This is a genomic window from Klebsiella sp. LY (genome assembly GCF_004010915.1).
Lineage (GTDB): Bacteria > Pseudomonadota > Gammaproteobacteria > Enterobacterales > Enterobacteriaceae > Klebsiella > Klebsiella quasipneumoniae.
Genome location: NZ_CP022444.1, coordinates 2,490,149 through 2,510,121, shown reverse-complemented (window position 1 = coordinate 2,510,121; position 19,973 = coordinate 2,490,149). Strand labels below are relative to the sequence as shown.

Below are 19,973 nucleotides of genomic sequence, written 5' to 3'. Positions count from 1 at the left end.
ATTACCCCTGTTGCGCTAAAAATTCATCGATCTCTGTGCGCCACGGCACGGAAAGCTGCGCGCCTTTGCGGGTTACGGCAATCGCCGCCGCGGCATGCGCAAAGCGGATCGCCTCCGGCAGGTCGGTCCCTTCCAGCAGCGCGGTTACCAGCGCGCCGTTGAAGGTGTCGCCGGCGGCGATAGTATCAATAGCCTGCACACGAAACCCTGGGATCCGGCGGCTTTCGCCTTCGGCACTGAGCCAGACGCCGCGGCTGCCGAGGGTGATCATCACGGTACCAATGCCTTTGGCATGCAGCACGTCGGCGGCTTTTGCCGCATCCTCGTCACTCTCAACGCGAATACCCGTCAGCTTTTCCGCTTCGGTTTCGTTGGGGGTAATGATATCCACCAGCGCCAGCAGTTCATCGGACAGTTCACGCGCTGGCGCGGGATTAAGCACCACGGTGGTCTGATGGTGATGGGCGATTTTCGCCGCCGCCAGCACGCTCTCCAGCGGTGACTCGAGCTGCATCAACAACGCCTGCGCGCTGGCGATCCGCGCTTTTTCCGCCTCTACCTGAGCGACGGATAATGCCGCATTAGCGCCGGCATGAATACCGATGACATTCTCACCTTCGGCGTTAACGAAGATTAACGCCACGCCGGTTGCTTCCCCGGCGACCGCGCGCACAGGCGCCACATCGATTTTATCGCTTGCCAGCTGGCGGCGGATGCGTTCACCGATGTCGTCATCGCCGGTGCAGGCGATAAACGCGATATCCGCCCCGCTGCGCCCGGCGGCCACCGCCTGGTTGGCCCCTTTCCCCCCGAACGCCAGCTGGTAGTGGTTGCCGGTGACGGTTTCACCCGGTGTCGGGAAAGCGTCAAGGTTGAGAATGTGATCGGCATTGATGCTGCCAAGGACGACAAGTTTGCCTGCAGTTTTCATCGTTTCTGTTCCCGGGAAAGCGCGCCACCGGGATCCGGTGGCGCATGCCCTGCTTTTCTTTTTTATATTGTCCCTCGGACCGTTGCCAGTCCGAATCGCATATTACTGCTTAACGACCAGCTTCAGCTCAACCGGGTAGTTAGCCTCCACTTTTTCGCCCTTCAGTACCTTATCAGCAGTCTCAACGCCTTTCGCGCCGATCTGCTCCGGCAACTGTGCGACGGTCGCCGCCAGTTTGCCACTGTTTACTGCTTTTTCGCCATCCGGAGTGCCGTCAAATCCAACCACCATCACATCGGACTTGCCTGCGGTCTGCAGCGCGCGCAGGGCGCCGAGCGCCATTTCATCATTCTGCGCGAACACCGCCTGGACGTCAGGATGGGCGGTCAGCAGGTTCTGCATCACGTTCAGCCCTTTGGTACGGTCGAAATCGGCCGGCTGGCTGGCCAGAACATTGAACTTGTGCGCCGCCACAGCCTGTTTGAAGCCTTCGCCACGCTCGCGCGCCGCGGAAGTCCCGGCAATGCCCTGCAGCTCAATGACTTTCGCACTTTCACCCAGCTTTTTCGCGATGTAATCGCCCGCCATTTTTCCGCCCTGCACGTTGTCAGAGGCGATGTGGCTCACGACATCGCCTTTTGTCGCCTGACGGTCAAGGGTGATGACCGGGATTTTCGCCTGGTTCGCCATCTTCACAGCATTGCCGACGGCATCAGAGTCGGTGGGGTTGATCAGCAACAGCTTCGCGCCGCGTACCGTTAAATCCTGAACGTTAGCCAGCTCTTTCGCCGGGTTGTTCTGGGAATCGAGCACCACCAGGTTGTAGCCCAGTTTGTCAGCTTCTTTTTGCGCGCCGTCTTTCAGAGACACGAAGAACGGGTTGTTGAGAGTAGAGATAACCAGAGCGATGGTGTCTTTGGCCATCGCGTTCGCGCTAACGGTCGCACTTAGCGCAACAGCAGAGACCAGGGTCGCCAGTTTTTTCATATTCATAGTTAAGATGTCCTGTAGAGTTCTCAGTTACTGCTTTTTGTTATCTACCAGTACCGCCAGCAAAATCACCACCGCTTTAACGATCATCTGGTAATAGGAAGAAACGCCTAAAAGGTTCAAACCATTATTCAGGAAGCCAAGGATCAGCGCGCCAATCAGCGTGCCGACAATGCGTCCTTTGCCGCCCGCCAGGCTGGTGCCGCCGAGCACGACTGCCGCAATGGCGTCCAGCTCATAGCCTGTCCCGGCCGTTGGCTGTGCGGAGGAGAGGCGCGCCACTTCGATAATGCCGGCCAGCGACGCCAGCATCCCGCACAACGCGTAAACGATAATTTTGACTTTATTGACGCTAATCCCGGACAGACGCGTCGCTGCCTCATTACCGCCAAGGGCGTAGATATAACGGCCCAGGCGAGTATGGTGCAGCATGTACCAGGCCGCCAGGAAGACAATCGCCATGATCCATACCGGCGTCGGGATCCCCAGCGGACGCCCGATACCAAACCAGCCGAACAGATCGGCATTATCGCTAAAGCCGGTATTGATCGGGCTGCCGTTGGTGTACACCATGGTCACGCCGCGCAGCAGCAGCATCATCACCAGGGTGGCGATGAAAGCCTGCACGCGGCCTTTCGCCACAATCACCCCGGTGACTGCGCCGATCGCCGCACCTAATGCGAGGGCAGCAGCAACCGCTACCAGCGCATTCACTTCAATGCCAACGATCGACGCCGCCACCGCGCCGGTGAGCGCCAGCAGGGAACCGACGGACAGGTCGATCCCCGAGGTCAGTATGACCAGCGTCATCCCTACCGCCATAATGGCGTTAACGGAGGTCTGCTGCAGAATATTGAACAGGTTATTGACGGTAAAAAAGTTGGGGCTCATGGTCGATACCACCGCGATCAGCACCAGCAGGGCAATCAGCGATTTTTGCTCCATCAGCCACGCTTTCGTGAAATAACGGCGACCAGAAACAGCCTGGGTTGTCATCTTTCTTACTCCTGATTCACACGGTTAAGCTTGCCCACAGCGGCAGCCATCAATACTTCCTGGGTGGCCTGCTCGCGTGTGAATTCACCGCCGAGATGCCCTTCATGCATCACTATGATGCGATCGCTCATGCCCAACACTTCCGGCATCTCGGAGGAGACCAGAATGATGCTCAGGCCATCGGCTTTGAACTGATTGATGAGCTGGTAGATCTCTTTCTTCGCCCCGACGTCGACGCCACGGGTCGGCTCATCGAGGATCAGGACCTTCGGCCGGGTCATCAGCCCGCGGGCGATGGCGACCTTTTGCTGGTTGCCGCCGGAGAGCAGGCCGATCGCCTGCTCCATGGACGGCGTTTTCACGTTAAACAGCCGGATGAAATCACTGACCGCCTGCTGTTCATCTTTATGCTTGAGGCTCCCTCCCGTCCGGCTAAAGTAGCGCAAGGCGGTCAGGGACATATTTTCTTTTACCGACATCCCGAGCACTAAGCCGTCGCGCTTACGGTCTTCGGATATATAGACAATGCCGTTCGCCAGGCCATCCTGTGGCGAACGGGTCACCACTTCGTGACCGTCGAGCGTCACAGAGCCGCTGCTGCGCGGCAGTGCGCCATACAACACTTTCATCAGCTCGGTCCGCCCGGCGCCCATCAGCCCGGCGACGCCGAGGATTTCCCCCTGGCGCAGGGTAAAGGTCACGTTTTCCACGCCCGGGCCGCAGAGATTATCGACTTTCAGACGCACCGCGCCCGGTGCCTTAGCCAGATGCGGATACTGATCTTCCAGCTTCCGGCCAACCATCATTTCGATCAGACGGTCTTCATCCAGCGAGGAGACCTCGCGTTCGGCGATAAACTGCCCGTCGCGGAACACGGTCACGTCGTCGCAAATCTCGAAGATCTCTTTCATGCGGTGGGAGATGTAGACGATGCCGCGCCCCTGCGATTTTAGTTCGCGGATCACGCGGAACAGCGATTCGGTTTCGGTATCGGTCAGCGCGTCGGTCGGTTCATCCATAATGATGACCTTCGACTCGAAGCTCAGCACTTTGGCGATCTCCACCATTTGCTGATCGCCAATCGACAAATCGCCCACCAGCTTCTGGCTGGTAAAACGGAGATTCAGCTTCGCCAGCAGCTTGTCGGCTTCGGCATACATCCGCTTCCAGTCGATTTTGCCAAAGCGGTTAACGAACTCGCGGCCAAGGAAGATGTTCTCGGCGATCGTCAACTGCGGGATCAGGTTCAGTTCCTGATGGATAATGCCGATCCCGGCTTCCTGGGAAGATTTTGGGCCGTTAAAGGTGGTCTCTTTACCGAGCCATAATAAAGCGCCGGCGTCACGGGTGTAGATCCCGGTCAGCACTTTCATCATGGTGGATTTACCGGCGCCGTTCTCACCCACCAGCGCCATCACCCGGCCAGGATAGACATTCAGCGAGGCGCCGGAGAGCGCCTTGACGCCAGGGAACGCTTTATCGATCCCTTTCAGTTGCAATAAGGCTTCCATGACGGCGACCTCAGAACGTCACGCCGGCACAGAGAATGATATTCGCGAACGGGGAACACTCCCCGCTGCGAATTACCGCCTGACTGTCTGCGGTTTGTTTTTTGAACTGCTCATGACTGGTGTAACGAATTTCAATGGTATTTCCCTGGTGCTGCTGCAGCTGCTCAAGATGGTTGAGCAACGTCGCGTGGAGCTGTGGATTATGCGTCTTAATTTCCTCCGCGATGACAGCCGCTTCAACCTGCATTTCCGTCGTCACCACTTCCAGAACCTGCATAAATGAAGGTACGCCCTGGGTTAACGCCATATCGATGCGCGCGCTGCTGCGGGGAACCGGCAATCCGGCATCGCAGACCACCAGCGTATCGGTGTGACCCAGGCGGGAGATGACCGCGGAAATATCAGCGTTAAGTACGGTGCCTTTTTTCATTTTTTCTCTTTTGCTCCACTAGCGAAACGTTTCGCTACAATAATTATTATCAATGTGTGAGCAGAAAACCATCACCAGAAGAGAGAAATGTGATCGCCATCGAAACGTTTCGCGAGACAGCGACAGGACATGACAAACGGAGTGAGAAACAAAAAGCCCTTCGCAACGGAAGGGCTTTTTTGACATCAGATTTCGACCTGAGTACCGAGCTCGATAACCCGGTTTGGCGGGATTTCAAACTGATCCGGCGCGCGCAGGGCGTTACGCTGCAACAGCAGATAAAGCTTGCCGCGCAGACGCAGATACCACGGCCGTTTGCCGATAATCAACGACTCATGGGACATAAAGAACGAGGTCTCCATCATCCGGCAGCTGAGTCCTTCCAGGCCACAGCGATGGAACACCTCTTCGACATTTGGCGTTTCCCGCCAGCCGTAGCTGGCCACCACCCGCCAGAACGAGGGCGACAGCTGCTCAATCTGCACCCGGCGAACGTTATGCACGTAAGGCGCGTCCTCGGTGCGCAGGGTCAGGAGGATCACTCGCTCATGCAGCACCTTGTTGTGCTTCAGGTTATGCAGCAGGGCAAACGGGATCACGTTCAGGGCGCGGGACATATACACCGCGGTACCCGGGACGCGTACCGGCGGCGATTTCTCCAGTGAAGAGATCATCGCTTCCAGCGAGTTGCCGTGCTCGTGCATCCGACGCAGCAGGCGGAAGCGCTCGCTCTTCCAGGTGGTCATCACCGTAAACATCACCAGACCCAGGGACAACGGCAGCCAGCCGCCGGAGACAATCTTATCGAGGTTCGCCGAGAACAGCGGAACATCAATGCACAGGAAGGCCACCAGCATCAGCCCAACGAACAGCTTATTCCAGTGCCAGTTTTTGCGCGCCACCGTTGCCGACAGGATGGAGGTCAGCACCATGGTGCCCGTTACCGCGATACCGTACGCCGCCGCCAGGTTAGAGGAGTGCTCGAAGCTGACGATGACGATCACTACCGAGACATACAGCAGCCAGTTAATAAACGGGATATAGATCTGCCCGGACTCCATTTCCGAGGTGTGGATGATGCGCATCGGCGACAGATAGCCCAGACGCACCGCCTGACGGGTTAAGGAGAAGACCCCGGAGATCACCGCCTGCGAGGCGATAACCGTCGCCAGCGTGGCGATAATCAGCATCGGGATCAGCGCCCACTCCGGCGCCAGCAGGAAGAACGGGTTTTTAATCGCTTCCGGATGCTTAAGCAGCAATGCCCCCTGGCCAAAATAGTTCAGCACCAGCGAAGGCAGTACGACGGAGAACCAGGCGACGCGGATCGGCAGTTTGCCGAAGTGCCCCATATCGGCGTACAGCGCTTCCACCCCGGTAATCGACAGCACCACCGCGCCAAGCGCAATAAAGGAAACGGTCTTGTACTGCAGGAAGAAGTGCACCGCCCAGTAGGGGTTCAGCGCCTGCAGAACTTCCGGGTTAGCGTAAATGCTTCGCGCGCCAAGCACCGCCAGCAACAGGAACCAAATCAGCATAATCGGCGCAAACAGCTTGCCGACCATCCCGGTCCCGTGCTTCTGGATCATAAACAGCAGGGTAAGCACGATAATGGAGATCGGCACAATCCAGCTATCGAGCTGCGGGGCGATAATTTCTAACCCCTCTATCGCCGACATGACCGAAATCGCCGGGGTTATCACCACTTCGCCATAGAAGAAACTGCCGCCGATCAGGCCGAGGATCACCAGCACAGAGGTCATCCGCGCCGAGGTATTGCGTCCGGCCAGTGACATCAGCGTTAAGATCCCGCCTTCCCCGGCGTTATCCGCCCGCATCACGAAGGTGATGTATTTAATCGATACGGTAAAGATTAACAGCCAGAAAATCAGCGACAAAAAGCCAAAAACGGCATCGCGCTCAACGCCAAAGCCAAACTGACCTGACAGGCATTCACGCAGGGTATACAGTGGACTGGTACCGATATCACCGTACACCACGCCGATGGCCGCCAGCGTTAACGCCGGCAACGATTGTTTATTATCAGTGCTCATAGACTAGTCTTTTCGTTTATAAAACAAATGTGTGCCTAGTCCCTTGGCCCACAAAAAGCGCACAGTATGCACGATTATTTGTGAAATCGTACCCCTAACAGACACCATATTAACCTGGCTCAAAAAAAATAAATCGATTCTTCAGGCTATTACCGCCCCTGCTCTAACATCTATACTCGTCCCAATAACGATACATGACAAAGCACGCAACTCAATTATGGCTCAAACACATTTACTGGCTGAAAGAATTTCCCGACTCAGCGCGGCACTCGAAAAAGGACTCTTTGAACGCAGCCACGCGATACGCCTGTGCCTGCTGGCGGCGCTCAGCGGCGAGAGCGTATTTTTGCTCGGTCCGCCGGGGATCGCCAAAAGCCTGATTGCCCGCCGCCTCAAGTTCGCCTTCCAGCAGGCGCGCGCTTTTGAATACCTGATGACCCGCTTTTCCACCCCGGAAGAGGTTTTTGGCCCACTGTCCATTCAGGCGCTGAAAGATGAAGGGCGCTACGAGCGTTTAACCGCCGGCTACCTGCCGGAAGCAGAAATCGTGTTCCTCGATGAAATATGGAAAGCGGGTCCAGCTATCCTCAACACCCTGCTGACGGCGATTAACGAACGTCACTTCCGCAATGGCGCTCACGAAGAGAAAATCCCGATGCGCCTGCTGGTGGCCGCCTCGAACGAACTCCCCGAAGCCGACAGCAGCCTGGAAGCGCTGTATGACCGAATGCTGATCCGTCTGTGGCTTGATAAAGTGCAGGATAAAGGAAATTTCCGTTCCATGCTGGTCAGCCAGCAGGATGAAAACAGCAATCCGGTGCCCAGCGCGCTGCAGGTAAGCGACGAGGAGTTTACGCAATGGCAGCAGCAGATCGGCAATATCAAACTACCGGACGCGGTGTTTGAGCTGATATTCCAGCTGCGCCAGCAGCTGGATGCCCTGCCAAACGCGCCGTACGTTTCAGATCGTCGCTGGAAAAAGGCCATTCGCCTGCTGCAGGCCAGCGCCTTCTTCAGCGGCCGCGACAGCATCGCGCCGATAGATCTTATCCTGCTGAAAGATTGTCTGTGGCACAACGTCGAGAGCATGCACCTGATGTCGCAGCAGCTGGAAACGCTGATGACCTGCCACGCCTGGCAGCAGCAGGCAATGCTGACTCGGCTCGGGGCGATTGTGCAGCGACGCATTCAGATCCAACAGCAGCAAAGTGACAAAACGGCGCTAAAGGTCACCCGCCTTGGCGGCATGTTTAGCCGCAAGCCGCACTATGAGCTGCCGGCGGAGATCCAGGGATCCACCCTGACCCTGCTGCTGCAGCAGCCGCTCAAACTTCACGATATGGAAGTGATCCACATTACTTTTGAGCGCGAGGCGTTAGCCAACTGGCTGGAAAAAGGCGGCGAGATCCGCGGCAAGCTCAACGGGATCGGCTTTGCCCAACTGCTCAATATGGATGTCGACACCAGCCAGCATCTGGTCGTTCGCGACGTCAGCCTGCAGGGCTCACGCCTCGCGCTGCCCGGCAGCGCGTCGCAGGAGAACATGCCGGCGGAAATTCGCCAGCAGCTGGAGGCGCTGGACGATGAGTGGCACCAGCAACATAACCGCTTCAGCGAGCAGCAGAAGTGCCTGTTTATCCCGGTCGAGTGGCTGGGAAGAATCGAAGCCAGCCTGCAGGACGTCGGCGCGCAGATTAAACAGGCGAAACAGCCATGACGCTCGATATGCTGAATGTCATGCTGGCAGTCAGCGAAGAGGGAATGATCGAGGAGATGCTGCTGGCGCTGCTGGCCTCTCCGCAGCTGGCGGTTTTCTTTGAGAAATTTCCCCGCCTGAAAAACATCATCGCGGCGGATATTCCGCGCTGGCGGGAAGCCGTTCGCGCCCGCTTAAAAGAGGTTAACATCCCGCCGGATCTGGACGCCGAAGTACAAACCTATCAGCAGGCTCAACTGCTCTCTACCTCACAGTTTATCGTCCAGCTACCGCAGATCCTCGGCAAGCTGCACCAGCTCCAGTCCCCTTTTGCCGCCCAGGCGCAGAAGCTGGTGGACGACAATGCTACCTTTACCCCGGCGCTGCATACGCTGTTTTTACAGCGCTGGCGCCTGAGCCTGGTGGTGCAAGCCACCAGCCTTAACCAGCAGTTGCTGGATGAGGAGCGCGATCAGTTGCTCAGTGAGGTCCAGGAACGAATGACACTCAGCGGTCAGCTCGATCCGGTGCTGGCGGAGAATGACACCGCCGCCGGACGCCTGTGGGATATGAGTGCCGGCGAACTGAAACGTGGCGACTATCAGCTGATAGTGCGCTATGGCGATTTTCTTAACCAGCAGCCGGAGCTGCTGCAGCTGGCGGAACAGCTGGGGCGTTCACGGGAAGCGAAATCCGTGCCGAAGAAAGACGCGCCGATGGAGACCTTCCGTAGTCTGGTGCGCGAGCCAGCGACGGTGCCGGAACAGGTCGACGGCCTCCAGCAGAGCGATGACATTCTGCGCCTGCTGCCGCCGGAGCTGGCGACGCTCGGCATCACGGAGCTGGAGTTTGAATTTTATCGCAAGCTGGTGGAGAAACAGCTCCTGACTTACCGGCTGCACGGAGACGCCTGGCGCGAAAAAATCACCGAACGCCCGGTGACGCGGCAGGATTTTGATGAACAGCCTCGCGGGCCCTTTATTGTCTGCGTCGATACGTCAGGATCGATGGGCGGTTTTAACGAGCAGTGCGCCAAAGCCTTTTGTCTGGCCCTGATGCGCGTCGCGCTGGCGGATAACCGCCGCTGCTTTATTATGCTGTTCTCCAGCGAAGTGGTGCACTACGAACTGACCTGCGAGGGCGGCCTGGAGCAGGCGATCCGCTTTCTGAGCCAGCGCTTTCGCGGCGGCACCGATCTGGCCAGGTGTTTTCGCGCCATTATTGAACGTCTGCAAAACCCGCAGTGGGTGGATGCGGATGCCGTGGTGATCTCAGACTTTATTGCCCAGCGGTTGCCGGATGAGGTGATTGCGCAGGTGGGGGAGCTACAGCGAAAGCATCAGCACCGTTTTCACGCGGTGGCGATGTCGGTACACGGCAAACCCGGCATCATGCGCATCTTCGATCATATCTGGCGCTTTGATACCGGGTTGCGTAGCCGCCTGCTGCGACGCTGGCGGCGCTAATCGTTACAGCAGCGCGGAAACGCTTTCGCGAACCTGTGCCGGCCATACGCCGCACTGCACCTGGCCGATATGGTCGAGCTGCAGCAGCAGCATCGTCAGGCGAGACTGGCCAATGCCGCCGCCGATAGTCTGCGGCATCTCGCCGCGCAGCAGCGCCTGGTGCCACTCCAGTTGCAGGCGATCTTCGTCGCCAGTCAGCGCCAGCTGGCGTTTTAGCGCCGCGGCATCAACGCGGATCCCCATTGATGAGATCTCGAACGCATCTTCCAGCACCGGGTTCCATACCAGGATATCGCCGTTCAGTCCGGCAAAGCCTTCAGAAACCTCAGTGCTCCAGTCATCATAATCCGGGGCACGTACATCATGGCGCTTGCCATCAGAGAGTTTGCCGCCGATGCCGATTAAGAAGACGGCGCCCAGCTCTTTGGCAATCGCTCGCTCGCGGCCTTTGGCATCAAGATCCGGATAGCGACTCAGCAGCGCCTGGCTGTGAACAAAGTGGATCTGTTCCGGCAGGAACGGCGTCAGGCCAAATTCCTGGCTGACCGCCAGCTCGGTGGCTTTGATCCCGGCGTAGATCGCTTCGACGGTCGCCTTCAGCGTGCCGACGTGGCGCTCTTCATCCCCCATCACCCGCTCCCAGTCCCACTGGTCGACATAGACGGAGTGGATCGGCGTAAGACGGTCTTCATCGGGGCGAAGGGCCTTCATGTGCGTGTACAGCCCTTCGCCCACGCTGAAGTCGTGTTGTCCCAGGGTTTGACGCTTCCATTTCGCCAGCGAATGAACCACTTCGAACTGGGCGTCGGGCAGTGTTTTCACTTTCACCTGAACCGCTTTCTCGCAGCCGGACAAGTTATCCTGCGTCCCATCGCCCACGCGGCTTAAGATTGGCGCCTGGACTTCAATCAGGCCAAGCTTCTCTTCCAGCTGACGGGAAAAATGGGATTTAACGAAACTGATCTGGCGTTGTTTTGCGATATAAGCGGTTTTCATTTTTATGACTCCTGCGTCCTGTTGCCATTGATTAAGCAACAAAACAGGCCGCCAATACAATAATCAATCAATAAAAAGGCTCGTCAACTTTTAATTCAACAAAATATAGAGCTAAAATAGTAAGAACCGTCAAACTTCATAAGAAAAAGATATGGAAAATTATCAGATCGACAATCTGGACCGCGGCATTCTCGATGCGCTCATGGCCAACGCCCGTACCGCCTATGCCGAACTGGCCAAACAATTCAGCGTCAGCCCGGGTACTATTCATGTGCGCGTCGAAAAGATGAAACAGGCGGGCATCATTACTGGCGCGCGCATTGACGTCAGCCCCAAACAGCTGGGCTATGACGTCGGCTGCTTCATCGGCATTATTCTCAAGAGCGCCAAAGACTATCCCTCCGCCCTCGCCCGCCTGGAAAGCCTGGAGGAGGTGACCGAGGCTTACTACACCACCGGTCACTACAGCATCTTTATTAAGGTGATGTGTAAATCCATCGATGCCCTGCAGCAGGTACTTATCAACAAGATCCAAACAATTGATGAAATTCAGTCCACTGAAACCCTGATCGTGCTGCAGAACCCGATCATGCGCACCATTAAGCCCTGATCGTTTTTTTTAATCCCACATTTTTCCACAGGTAGATCCCAGCTCGCTCACAGCGTACAATACGCCACTCTGAACAGTTGAGCGGGCGATCGGCGATCTATGGCAGACATTACACTTATCAGCGGCAGCACCCTGGGCAGTGCGGAATACGTAGCGGAGCATCTGGCAGAAAAGCTGGAAGAAGCAGGCTACAGCACTGAAATCCAGCACGGCCCGCTGGTGGACGATCTGCAGGCGCAAGGGATCTGGTTAGTTATCTCTTCCACCCATGGCGCCGGCGACATTCCCGACAACCTGGTTCCCTTCTATGACGCACTGCTGGCGCAGCAGGCCGATCTTTCCGCCGTGCGCTTTGGCGCCATCGGGATCGGCAGCCGTGAATACGACACTTTTTGCGGCGCGATCGATAAATTAGAAGCGGCGCTGAAGGCCTGCGGGGCAAAACAGATCGGCGAGACCCTGAAGATCAACGTGCTGGAACATGAAATTCCGGAGGATCCGGCGGAAATCTGGCTGGGATCCTGGAAAAATTTGCTCTGAGAATTGTAAAGATCGTCCGTTCTTCTGTGGATAACCATGCTTAAAAGCTTGGATCAACCGGTAGTTATCCAAAGAATAACCGGAGTATGGTTTTTGAGCTGTGCATAACCCTTCATTCTGATCCCAGCTTATACGGACCAGGATCACCGATCATTCACAGATAGTGATCCTTCTTAAGCTTTTGATCTTACTTCGTGGATCCGACTTATCCACAAAGAGAGTCGATCCTAATAAGAGATCACAATAGAACAGATCTCTATATAAAGATCTTCTTTTTAATACTCAGGATCCCGGAGTCTTTCTCAAAAGACCAAAGCCGAGTAGAATCCACGGCCCGGGCTTCAATCCATTTTCAAACCGCGTTATGCGAGGCAGACCACCATGTTTTATCAGGATCCTTTTGACGTCATTATCATTGGCGGGGGTCACGCAGGCACTGAGGCCGCAATGGCCGCAGCGCGTATGGGTCAACAGACCCTGCTTTTGACACACAATATCGACACGCTGGGGCAGATGAGCTGCAACCCGGCGATTGGCGGCATTGGGAAAGGACACCTGGTAAAAGAAGTGGACGCGCTCGGCGGTCTGATGGCCAAAGCGATCGATCAGGCAGGCATTCAGTTTAGGATACTAAACGCCAGCAAAGGCCCCGCGGTGCGCGCCACTCGCGCCCAGGCTGACCGCGTACTGTACCGTCAGGCGGTACGCACTGCGCTGGAGAACCAGCCGAACCTGATGATCTTCCAGCAGGCAGTGGAAGATCTGATTGTCGAAAACGATCGTGTCGTAGGCGCGGTCACCCAGATGGGCCTCAAATTCCGTGCTAAAGCGGTGGTACTGACCGTCGGGACCTTCCTTGACGGCAAAATCCATATTGGTCTGGATAACTACAGCGGCGGACGCGCCGGCGACCCGCCGTCGATCCCGCTGTCTCGTCGCCTGCGTGAACTGCCGCTGCGCGTAAGCCGGCTGAAAACCGGGACCCCGCCGCGCATTGACGCGCGCACCATCGATTTCAGCGTGCTGGCGCAACAGCATGGCGATAACCCAATGCCGGTCTTCTCGTTTATGGGATCTGCCGATCAGCATCCGCGCCAGGTGCCGTGCTATATCACCCACACTAACGAGAAAACCCATGACGTGATCCGCAATAACCTCGATCGCAGCCCCATGTACGCCGGGGTGATCGAAGGGATCGGTCCACGCTACTGCCCGTCGATCGAAGACAAAGTCATGCGCTTTGCCGATCGCAACCAACATCAGATCTTCCTCGAACCGGAAGGCCTGACCTCAAACGAAATTTATCCGAACGGCATCTCCACCAGCCTGCCGTTCGATGTGCAAATGCAAATCGTCCGCTCAATGCAGGGGATGGAGAATGCGCGGATCGTCCGTCCTGGCTACGCTATTGAGTACGATTTCTTCGACCCGCGCGATCTGAAGCCGACGCTCGAGAGCAAATTCATTCAGGGTCTGTTCTTCGCCGGTCAGATCAACGGCACCACCGGTTATGAAGAAGCTGCGGCTCAGGGTCTGCTGGCCGGTCTTAACGCAGCTCGTTTCTCGGCGGAAAAAGAGGGCTGGGCACCGCGTCGCGATCAGGCCTACCTCGGCGTGCTGGTGGATGACCTGTGTACTCTGGGTACCAAAGAACCGTACCGCATGTTTACCTCTCGTGCTGAATATCGTCTGATGCTGCGCGAAGACAACGCCGACCTGCGTCTGACTGAGCAGGGGCGTGAACTGGGTCTGGTGGATGATGAACGCTGGGCGCGTTACAACGAGAAGCTGGAAAGCATTGAGCGTGAACGCCAGCGCCTGAAATCGACCTGGGTGAACCCTCAGGCTGAGAGCGCTAACGAAGTGAACGCTCACCTGACCGCGCCGCTGTCGCGCGAAGCCAGCGGTGAAGATCTGCTGCGTCGTCCGGAAATGACCTACGAGCAGCTGGTTCAGCTCTCGCGGTTCGCGCCGGGGCTGGAAGATCGGCAGGCGGCTGAGCAGGTTGAGATCCAGGTGAAGTATGAAGGCTATATCGCGCGCCAGCAGGATGAGATCGAGAAACAGCAGCGCAACGAGAATACCTTGTTACCGGCGACACTCGACTACCGTCAGGTCACCGGACTGTCTAATGAAGTGATCGCTAAACTAAACGACCATAAACCGTCGTCGATAGGGCAGGCGTCACGTATTTCCGGGATCACCCCGGCGGCGATCTCTATTTTGCTGGTTTGGTTGAAAAAGCAGGGGATGCTGCGTCGCAGCGCCTGATTGCGGCAGCCTGCCGCGCTGATTTCCCAGTTGCATAATCAGCGTTCGCCTTTATCATTCCTGGCCCGGTAAGCGTTAGCGCCTCCGGGCTCATTATTTTTTGAAGGTACTTACCGTGCTCAACAAACTTTCTCGTCTGCTGGATGAAGCGGGTATTTTGCTCACCGATCACCAGAAAAATCAGCTGGTGGCTTACGTCGGGCTGCTCGATAAGTGGAACAAAGCCTATAACCTGACCTCCGTTCGCGATCCAAATGAGATGCTGGTGCGTCATATCCTGGACAGCATCGTCGTCGCGCCTTATCTGCAGGGCTCGCGCTTTATCGATGTCGGTACGGGACCGGGGCTGCCTGGGATCCCGTTGGCTATCGTGCGCCCGGAGTCGCATTTCACCCTGCTGGACAGCCTTGGCAAACGCGTGCGCTTCCTGCGTCAGGTGCAGCATGAGCTGAAGCTGGATAACGTTACCCCGGTGCAGAGCCGCGTGGAAGCTTTCCCGGCTGAGCCGCCGTTTGATGGCGTGATAAGCCGCGCCTTCGCATCGCTTAATGATATGGTGAGCTGGTGCCATCATTTGCCGGCCGCGAACGGTCACTTCTATGCGCTCAAAGGGTTAGCGCAAAAAGACGAAATGGAAAACCTGCCGGAAGGATATGCCATAGCCGAGGTCATTGAGCTACATGTTCCTCAGCTGGAAGGGGAGCGGCACCTGGTGGTGATTACGCCAAAATCGAGTTAATTTTTATCAAAAAATGTGGAAAAAATGTGGCCCGTGAATGTTACAAAAATAAAGATCACCTCCCGATATTATCGGGCTGCATTTAACCATGCTTTTACTATGGTTTTTCTTGCGGTTAACTTAGCGTAACTGATTCACTGACAAAATAGTCAACTTTGAAAATATCAGGGTGCTAAAAATCGACAATGATGAACAGCATCGTGATGTTAAATTTTTATTATAAATGTCAATAAAAGGTTTTTATTGTATGTGGGGTTGTTTTAGATAATGTCCTCACTTTTTATCTTGAATATCAAAAACATGAAAAATAGTGTTTTATGTCCTTGATTCATTAAAGGGCGCTTGAAATGTTTATTATGTGATCTAATGCACGCTTTAATTGCCGTGTTTCCACGTTATTTGCAGTTTTGTATGACCGCTCACAGAACGCTGAAATGCGCGGAAAGTTGTCCGTTGGAAAATAATTAAACATTTATTCACTATTTTGCTACTTATTGTTTGAAATCACGGGGCGTCACCGTATAATTTGTCCGCTTTTTGATGCTTGACTCTTCGTCTTAAAGGACGTTTTATACGACACGCGACATACCTCAAAGGGAGCAGGAGTAAAAACGTGATGTCAGTGTCGCTCTTGAGTCGAAACGTTGCTCGCAAGCTTCTGTTTATTCAGTTACTGGCAGTAATGGCAAGTGGACTGCTGTTCAGCCTCAAAGACCCCTTCTGGGGCATTTCCGCGGTATGCGGCGGTTTGGCAGTGGTTTTGCCAAATCTGATGTTTATGATTTTTGCCTGGCGTCATCAGGCGCATACACCAGCAAAAGGCCGTGTGGCCTGGACCTTCGCCTTCGGTGAAGCCTTCAAGGTGTTGCTGACCTTCGCCCTCCTGGCGGTGGCGCTGGCCGTTTTAAAAGTGGTATTTTTGCCACTGATCGTGACGTGGGTTTTGGTGCTGGTGGTACAAGTTCTGGCGCCAGCTGTAATCAACAACAAAGGGTAAAAGGCATCATGGCTTCAGAAAATATGACGCCGCAGGAATACATAGGTCACCATCTGAACAACCTTCAGATTGACCTGCGTACTTTCTCGCTGGTGGATCCGCACAACCCCCCGGCCACCTTCTGGACGCTCAACATTGACTCCATGTTCTTCTCGGTGGTTCTCGGTCTGCTGTTCCTGGCCATGTTCCGTAGCGTTGCTAAGAAAGCGACCAGCGGCGTACCAGGGAAATTCCAGACCTTCATCGAAATGATCATCGGCTTCGTCCATGGTAGCGTCAAAGACATGTACCATGGCAAGAGCAAGGTTATCGCGCCGCTGGCGCTGACCGTGTTCGTCTGGGTCTTCCTGATGAACCTGATGGACCTGCTGCCAATCGACCTGCTTCCTTATATCGGCGAACACATTTTCGGCCTGCCTGCACTGCGCGTGGTTCCGTCTGCTGACGTGAACATCACCCTGTCGATGGCGCTTGGCGTGTTCATCCTGATTCTTTTCTACAGCATCAAAATGAAAGGCGTGGGTGGGTTCGTTAAAGAACTGACCATGCAGCCGTTCAATCACTGGGCGTTCATTCCTGTCAACTTAATCCTTGAAGGGGTAAGCCTGCTGTCCAAACCGGTCTCTCTCGGTCTGCGACTGTTCGGCAACATGTATGCCGGTGAGCTGATTTTCATTCTGATTGCTGGTCTGTTGCCGTGGTGGTCACAGTGGGTTCTGAATGTGCCTTGGGCCATTTTCCACATCCTGATTATTACGCTGCAAGCCTTCATCTTCATGGTTCTGACGATTGTCTATCTGTCGATGGCGTCTGAAGAGCATTGATTTTTACCAACACTACTACGTTTTAACTGAAACAAACTGGAGACTGTCATGGAAAACCTGAATATGGATCTGCTGTACATGGCTGCCGCTGTGATGATGGGTCTGGCGGCAATCGGTGCTGCGATCGGTATCGGCATCCTCGGAGGTAAATTCCTGGAAGGCGCAGCGCGTCAGCCGGATCTGATCCCTCTGCTGCGTACTCAGTTCTTTATCGTTATGGGTCTGGTGGATGCTATCCCGATGATCGCTGTAGGTCTGGGTCTGTACGTGATGTTCGCCGTCGCGTAGTAAGTTGTTAGAAACCTAAGCCACAGAGTTAATTAAAGAGGTATTGTGCTGTGAACATGAACGCAACAATCCTCGGCCAGGCCATCGCGTTTGTTATCTTCGTATGGTTCTGCATGAAGTACGTATGGCCGCCTTTAATGGCTGCCATCGAAAAACGCCAGAAAGAGATTTCTGACGGTTTAGCTTCTGCAGAACGCGCTAAGAAAGATTTGGACCTTGCACAGGCCAACGCGACCGACCAGCTGAAAAAAGCGAAAGCGGAAGCCCAGGTAATCATTGAGCAGGCGAACAAGCGCCGCTCTCAGATTCTGGACGAAGCTAAAGCTGAAGCAGAACAGGAACGCACCAAAATCGTTGCACAAGCGCAGGCTGAAATTGATGCTGAGCGTAAACGTGCACGCGAGGAGCTGCGTAAGCAGGTCGCTATCCTGGCTGTTGCTGGCGCCGAGAAGATCATCGAACGTTCCGTGGATGAAGCTGCTAACAGCGACATCGTGGATAAACTTGTCGCTGAACTGTAAGGAGGGAGGGGCTGATGTCTGAATTTGTAACGGTAGCTCGCCCCTACGCCAAAGCAGCTTTTGACTTTGCCGTCGAACACAACAGTGTTGAACGCTGGCAGGATATGCTGGCGTTTGCCGCCGAAGTGACCAAAAACGATCAAATGGCAGAGCTTCTCTCCGGTGCTTTGGCGCCGGAAACGCTCTCAGAAGCGTTTATCGCTATCTGCGGCGAGCAACTTGACGAAAACGGCCAGAACCTGATTAAGGTGATGGCGGAAAATAATCGTCTGAAGGTGCTCCCGGACGTTCTTGAGCAATTCATTCACCTGCGCGCGGCCAGTGAGGCCATCGCAGAGGTAGAAGTCATATCTGCCAACCAACTGAGTGATGAACAGCTTGCCAGGATCGTCAGCGCGATGGAAAAACGTCTGTCACGCAAAGTTAAGCTGAATTGCAAAATCGATAAGTCTGTTATGGCAGGTATTATCATCCGTGCGGGTGATATGGTCATTGATGGCAGCGTACGCGGCCGTCTTGATCGCCTTGCAGACGTCTTGCAGTCTTAAGGGGACTGGAGCATGCAACTGAATTCCACCGAAATCAGCGAACTGATCAAGCAGCGCATTGCTCAGTTCAATGTTGTGAGCGAAGCTCATAACGAAGGTACTATTGTTTCTGTAAGTGACGGTGTTATCCGCATCCACGGCCTTGCCGAATGTATGCAGGGTGAGATGATCTCCCTGCCGGGTAACCGTTACGCTATCGCACTGAACCTGGAGCGCGACTCCGTCGGTGCGGTGGTGATGGGTCCGTACGCTGACCTCGCCGAAGGCATGAAGGTGAAATGTACTGGCCGTATCCTGGAAGTTCCGGTTGGTCGTGGCCTGCTGGGCCGCGTGGTTAACACCCTGGGCGCGCCAATTGATGGCAAAGGTCCGCTGGAAAACGACGGTTTCTCCGCCGTTGAAGCGATCGCGCCGGGCGTAATCGAACGTCAGTCCGTCGATCAGCCGGTACAGACCGGTTATAAATCCGTTGACGCCATGATCCCAATCGGTCGTGGTCAGCGTGAACTGATCATCGGCGACCGTCAGACCGGTAAAACTGCGCTGGCTATCGATGCCATCATCAACCAGCGTGATTCCGGCATCAAGTGCGTCTATGTTGCTATCGGCCAGAAAGCGTCCACCATCTCTAACGTGGTGCGTAAACTGGAAGAGCACGGCGCGCTGGCTAACACCATCGTGGTGGTAGCGACTGCATCCGAATCTGCTGCACTGCAATACCTGGCGCCATACGCCGGTTGCGCAATGGGCGAATACTTCCGCGACCGCGGTGAAGATGCGCTGATCGTTTACGATGACCTGTCTAAACAGGCTGTTGCTTATCGTCAGATCTCCCTGCTGCTCCGTCGTCCGCCAGGACGTGAAGCGTTCCCGGGCGACGTATTCTACCTCCACTCTCGTCTGCTGGAGCGTGCTGCGCGTGTTAACGCCGAATACGTTGAAGCCTTCACCAAAGGTGAAGTGAAAGGGAAAACCGGTTCTCTGACCGCGCTGCCGATTATCGAAACCCAGGCGGGTGACGTTTCCGCGTTCGTTCCGACCAACGTAATCTCCATTACCGATGGTCAGATCTTCCTGGAAACCAACCTGTTCAACGCCGGTATTCGTCCTGCGGTTAACCCGGGTATCTCGGTATCCCGTGTGGGTGGTGCAGCGCAGACCAAGATCATGAAGAAACTGTCCGGTGGTATCCGTACCGCGCTGGCGCAGTATCGTGAACTGGCGGCGTTCTCCCAGTTTGCATCCGACCTCGACGATGCAACCCGCAAACAGCTGGACCACGGTCAGAAAGTGACCGAACTGCTGAAACAGAAACAGTATGCGCCGATGTCCGTCGCGCAGCAGTCTCTGGTTCTGTTCGCAGCAGAACGTGGTTATCTGGCTGATGTAGAACTGGCGAAAATCGGTAGCTTCGAAGCCGCACTGCTGGCTTACGTCGACCGTGATCACGCTCCGCTGATGCAAGAGATTAACCAGTCCGGTGGCTATAACGACGAAATCGAAGGCAAGCTGAAAGGCATCCTCGATTCCTTCAAAGCAACCCAGTCCTGGTAACGTCTGGCGGT

Annotated in this window: 19 protein-coding genes; 12 read left to right on the top strand and 7 right to left on the bottom strand. The window is 55.4% G+C overall.

The window, feature by feature from the left end:
* Window position 1 precedes the first annotated feature (1 nt).
* The 6 genes from rbsK to kup form a co-directional block, all read right to left on the bottom strand.
* Window positions 2-931, bottom strand: coding sequence for a ribokinase (gene rbsK, locus CE636_RS15150; RefSeq protein ID WP_017899647.1), 930 nt, complete (start codon window positions 929-931; stop codon window positions 2-4).
* A gap of 102 nt (window positions 932-1,033) precedes the next feature.
* Window positions 1,034-1,924, bottom strand: coding sequence for a ribose ABC transporter substrate-binding protein RbsB (gene rbsB, locus CE636_RS15145; RefSeq protein ID WP_004202323.1), 891 nt, complete (start codon window positions 1,922-1,924; stop codon window positions 1,034-1,036).
* 27 nt (window positions 1,925-1,951) lie between these two features.
* Window positions 1,952-2,917 carry a ribose ABC transporter permease gene (gene rbsC, locus CE636_RS15140; protein ID WP_004202322.1) on the bottom strand — a complete coding sequence of 322 codons (966 nt, stop codon included), beginning with the start codon at window positions 2,915-2,917 and terminating at the stop codon, window positions 1,952-1,954.
* 5 nt (window positions 2,918-2,922) lie between these two features.
* Window positions 2,923-4,428 carry a ribose ABC transporter ATP-binding protein RbsA gene (rbsA, locus tag CE636_RS15135; RefSeq protein ID WP_004202321.1) on the bottom strand — a complete coding sequence of 502 codons (1,506 nt, stop codon included), beginning with the start codon at window positions 4,426-4,428 and terminating at the stop codon, window positions 2,923-2,925.
* Between the two features lie 10 nt (window positions 4,429-4,438).
* On the bottom strand, window positions 4,439-4,858 hold the full coding sequence (rbsD, locus tag CE636_RS15130; protein WP_004202320.1) for a D-ribose pyranase: 420 nt from the start codon (window positions 4,856-4,858) through the stop codon (window positions 4,439-4,441).
* Window positions 4,859-5,043: 185 nt separating this feature from the next.
* A complete protein-coding gene (kup, locus tag CE636_RS15125) occupies window positions 5,044-6,912 on the bottom strand; it encodes a low affinity potassium transporter Kup (protein ID WP_004202319.1) in 1,869 nt (622 codons plus the stop codon).
* A gap of 217 nt (window positions 6,913-7,129) precedes the next feature.
* Between kup and ravA the strand changes: the two genes are divergently transcribed.
* Window positions 7,130-8,629 (top strand): ATPase RavA, encoded by a 1,500-nt coding sequence (gene ravA / locus CE636_RS15120; protein WP_017899648.1) that lies wholly within the window; start codon window positions 7,130-7,132, stop codon window positions 8,627-8,629.
* Complete coding sequence (gene viaA / locus CE636_RS15115; protein WP_017899649.1) at window positions 8,626-10,074, top strand: ATPase RavA stimulator ViaA; 1,449 nt, start codon at window positions 8,626-8,628, stop codon at window positions 10,072-10,074. Before ravA ends, viaA begins: the two co-directional genes overlap by 4 nt.
* A gap of 3 nt (window positions 10,075-10,077) precedes the next feature.
* On the opposite strand, the gene asnA is transcribed toward viaA, so the two are convergent.
* Window positions 10,078-11,070 carry an aspartate--ammonia ligase gene (gene asnA / locus CE636_RS15110; protein ID WP_017899650.1) on the bottom strand — a complete coding sequence of 331 codons (993 nt, stop codon included), beginning with the start codon at window positions 11,068-11,070 and terminating at the stop codon, window positions 10,078-10,080.
* Between the two features lie 151 nt (window positions 11,071-11,221).
* On the opposite strand from asnA, the gene asnC reads away from it, so the two are divergent.
* The 10 genes from asnC (at window position 11,222) to atpA (ending at window position 19,962) form a co-directional block, all read left to right on the top strand.
* Window positions 11,222-11,680, top strand: a complete 459-nt coding sequence (gene asnC, locus CE636_RS15105; protein ID WP_002882510.1) for a transcriptional regulator AsnC — start codon at window positions 11,222-11,224, stop codon at window positions 11,678-11,680.
* Between the two features lie 99 nt (window positions 11,681-11,779).
* Window positions 11,780-12,220, top strand: a complete 441-nt coding sequence (mioC, locus tag CE636_RS15100; RefSeq protein WP_017899651.1) for an FMN-binding protein MioC — start codon at window positions 11,780-11,782, stop codon at window positions 12,218-12,220.
* A gap of 381 nt (window positions 12,221-12,601) precedes the next feature.
* Window positions 12,602-14,491, top strand: a complete 1,890-nt coding sequence (gene mnmG / locus CE636_RS15095) for a tRNA uridine-5-carboxymethylaminomethyl(34) synthesis enzyme MnmG (RefSeq protein ID WP_017899652.1) — start codon at window positions 12,602-12,604, stop codon at window positions 14,489-14,491.
* 115 nt (window positions 14,492-14,606) lie between these two features.
* A complete protein-coding gene (gene rsmG, locus CE636_RS15090) occupies window positions 14,607-15,230 on the top strand; it encodes a 16S rRNA (guanine(527)-N(7))-methyltransferase RsmG (protein WP_004202311.1) in 624 nt (207 codons plus the stop codon).
* A gap of 616 nt (window positions 15,231-15,846) precedes the next feature.
* Entirely contained in the window at window positions 15,847-16,227 is a 381-nt protein-coding gene (atpI, locus tag CE636_RS15085; protein ID WP_004202310.1) for a F0F1 ATP synthase subunit I, read from the top strand.
* An 8-nt stretch (window positions 16,228-16,235) separates the two neighbouring features.
* A complete protein-coding gene (atpB, locus tag CE636_RS15080; RefSeq protein WP_004202309.1) occupies window positions 16,236-17,051 on the top strand; it encodes a F0F1 ATP synthase subunit A in 816 nt (271 codons plus the stop codon).
* A gap of 48 nt (window positions 17,052-17,099) precedes the next feature.
* Window positions 17,100-17,339, top strand: coding sequence for a F0F1 ATP synthase subunit C (atpE, locus tag CE636_RS15075; protein WP_000429386.1), 240 nt, complete (start codon window positions 17,100-17,102; stop codon window positions 17,337-17,339).
* Window positions 17,340-17,389: 50 nt separating this feature from the next.
* Window positions 17,390-17,860, top strand: coding sequence for a F0F1 ATP synthase subunit B (atpF, locus tag CE636_RS15070; protein ID WP_004107293.1), 471 nt, complete (start codon window positions 17,390-17,392; stop codon window positions 17,858-17,860).
* Window positions 17,861-17,874: 14 nt separating this feature from the next.
* On the top strand, window positions 17,875-18,408 hold the full coding sequence (gene atpH / locus CE636_RS15065) for a F0F1 ATP synthase subunit delta (protein ID WP_004202307.1): 534 nt from the start codon (window positions 17,875-17,877) through the stop codon (window positions 18,406-18,408).
* A 12-nt stretch (window positions 18,409-18,420) separates the two neighbouring features.
* Entirely contained in the window at window positions 18,421-19,962 is a 1,542-nt protein-coding gene (gene atpA, locus CE636_RS15060) for a F0F1 ATP synthase subunit alpha (RefSeq protein WP_004144995.1), read from the top strand.
* Window positions 19,963-19,973 lie beyond the last annotated feature (11 nt).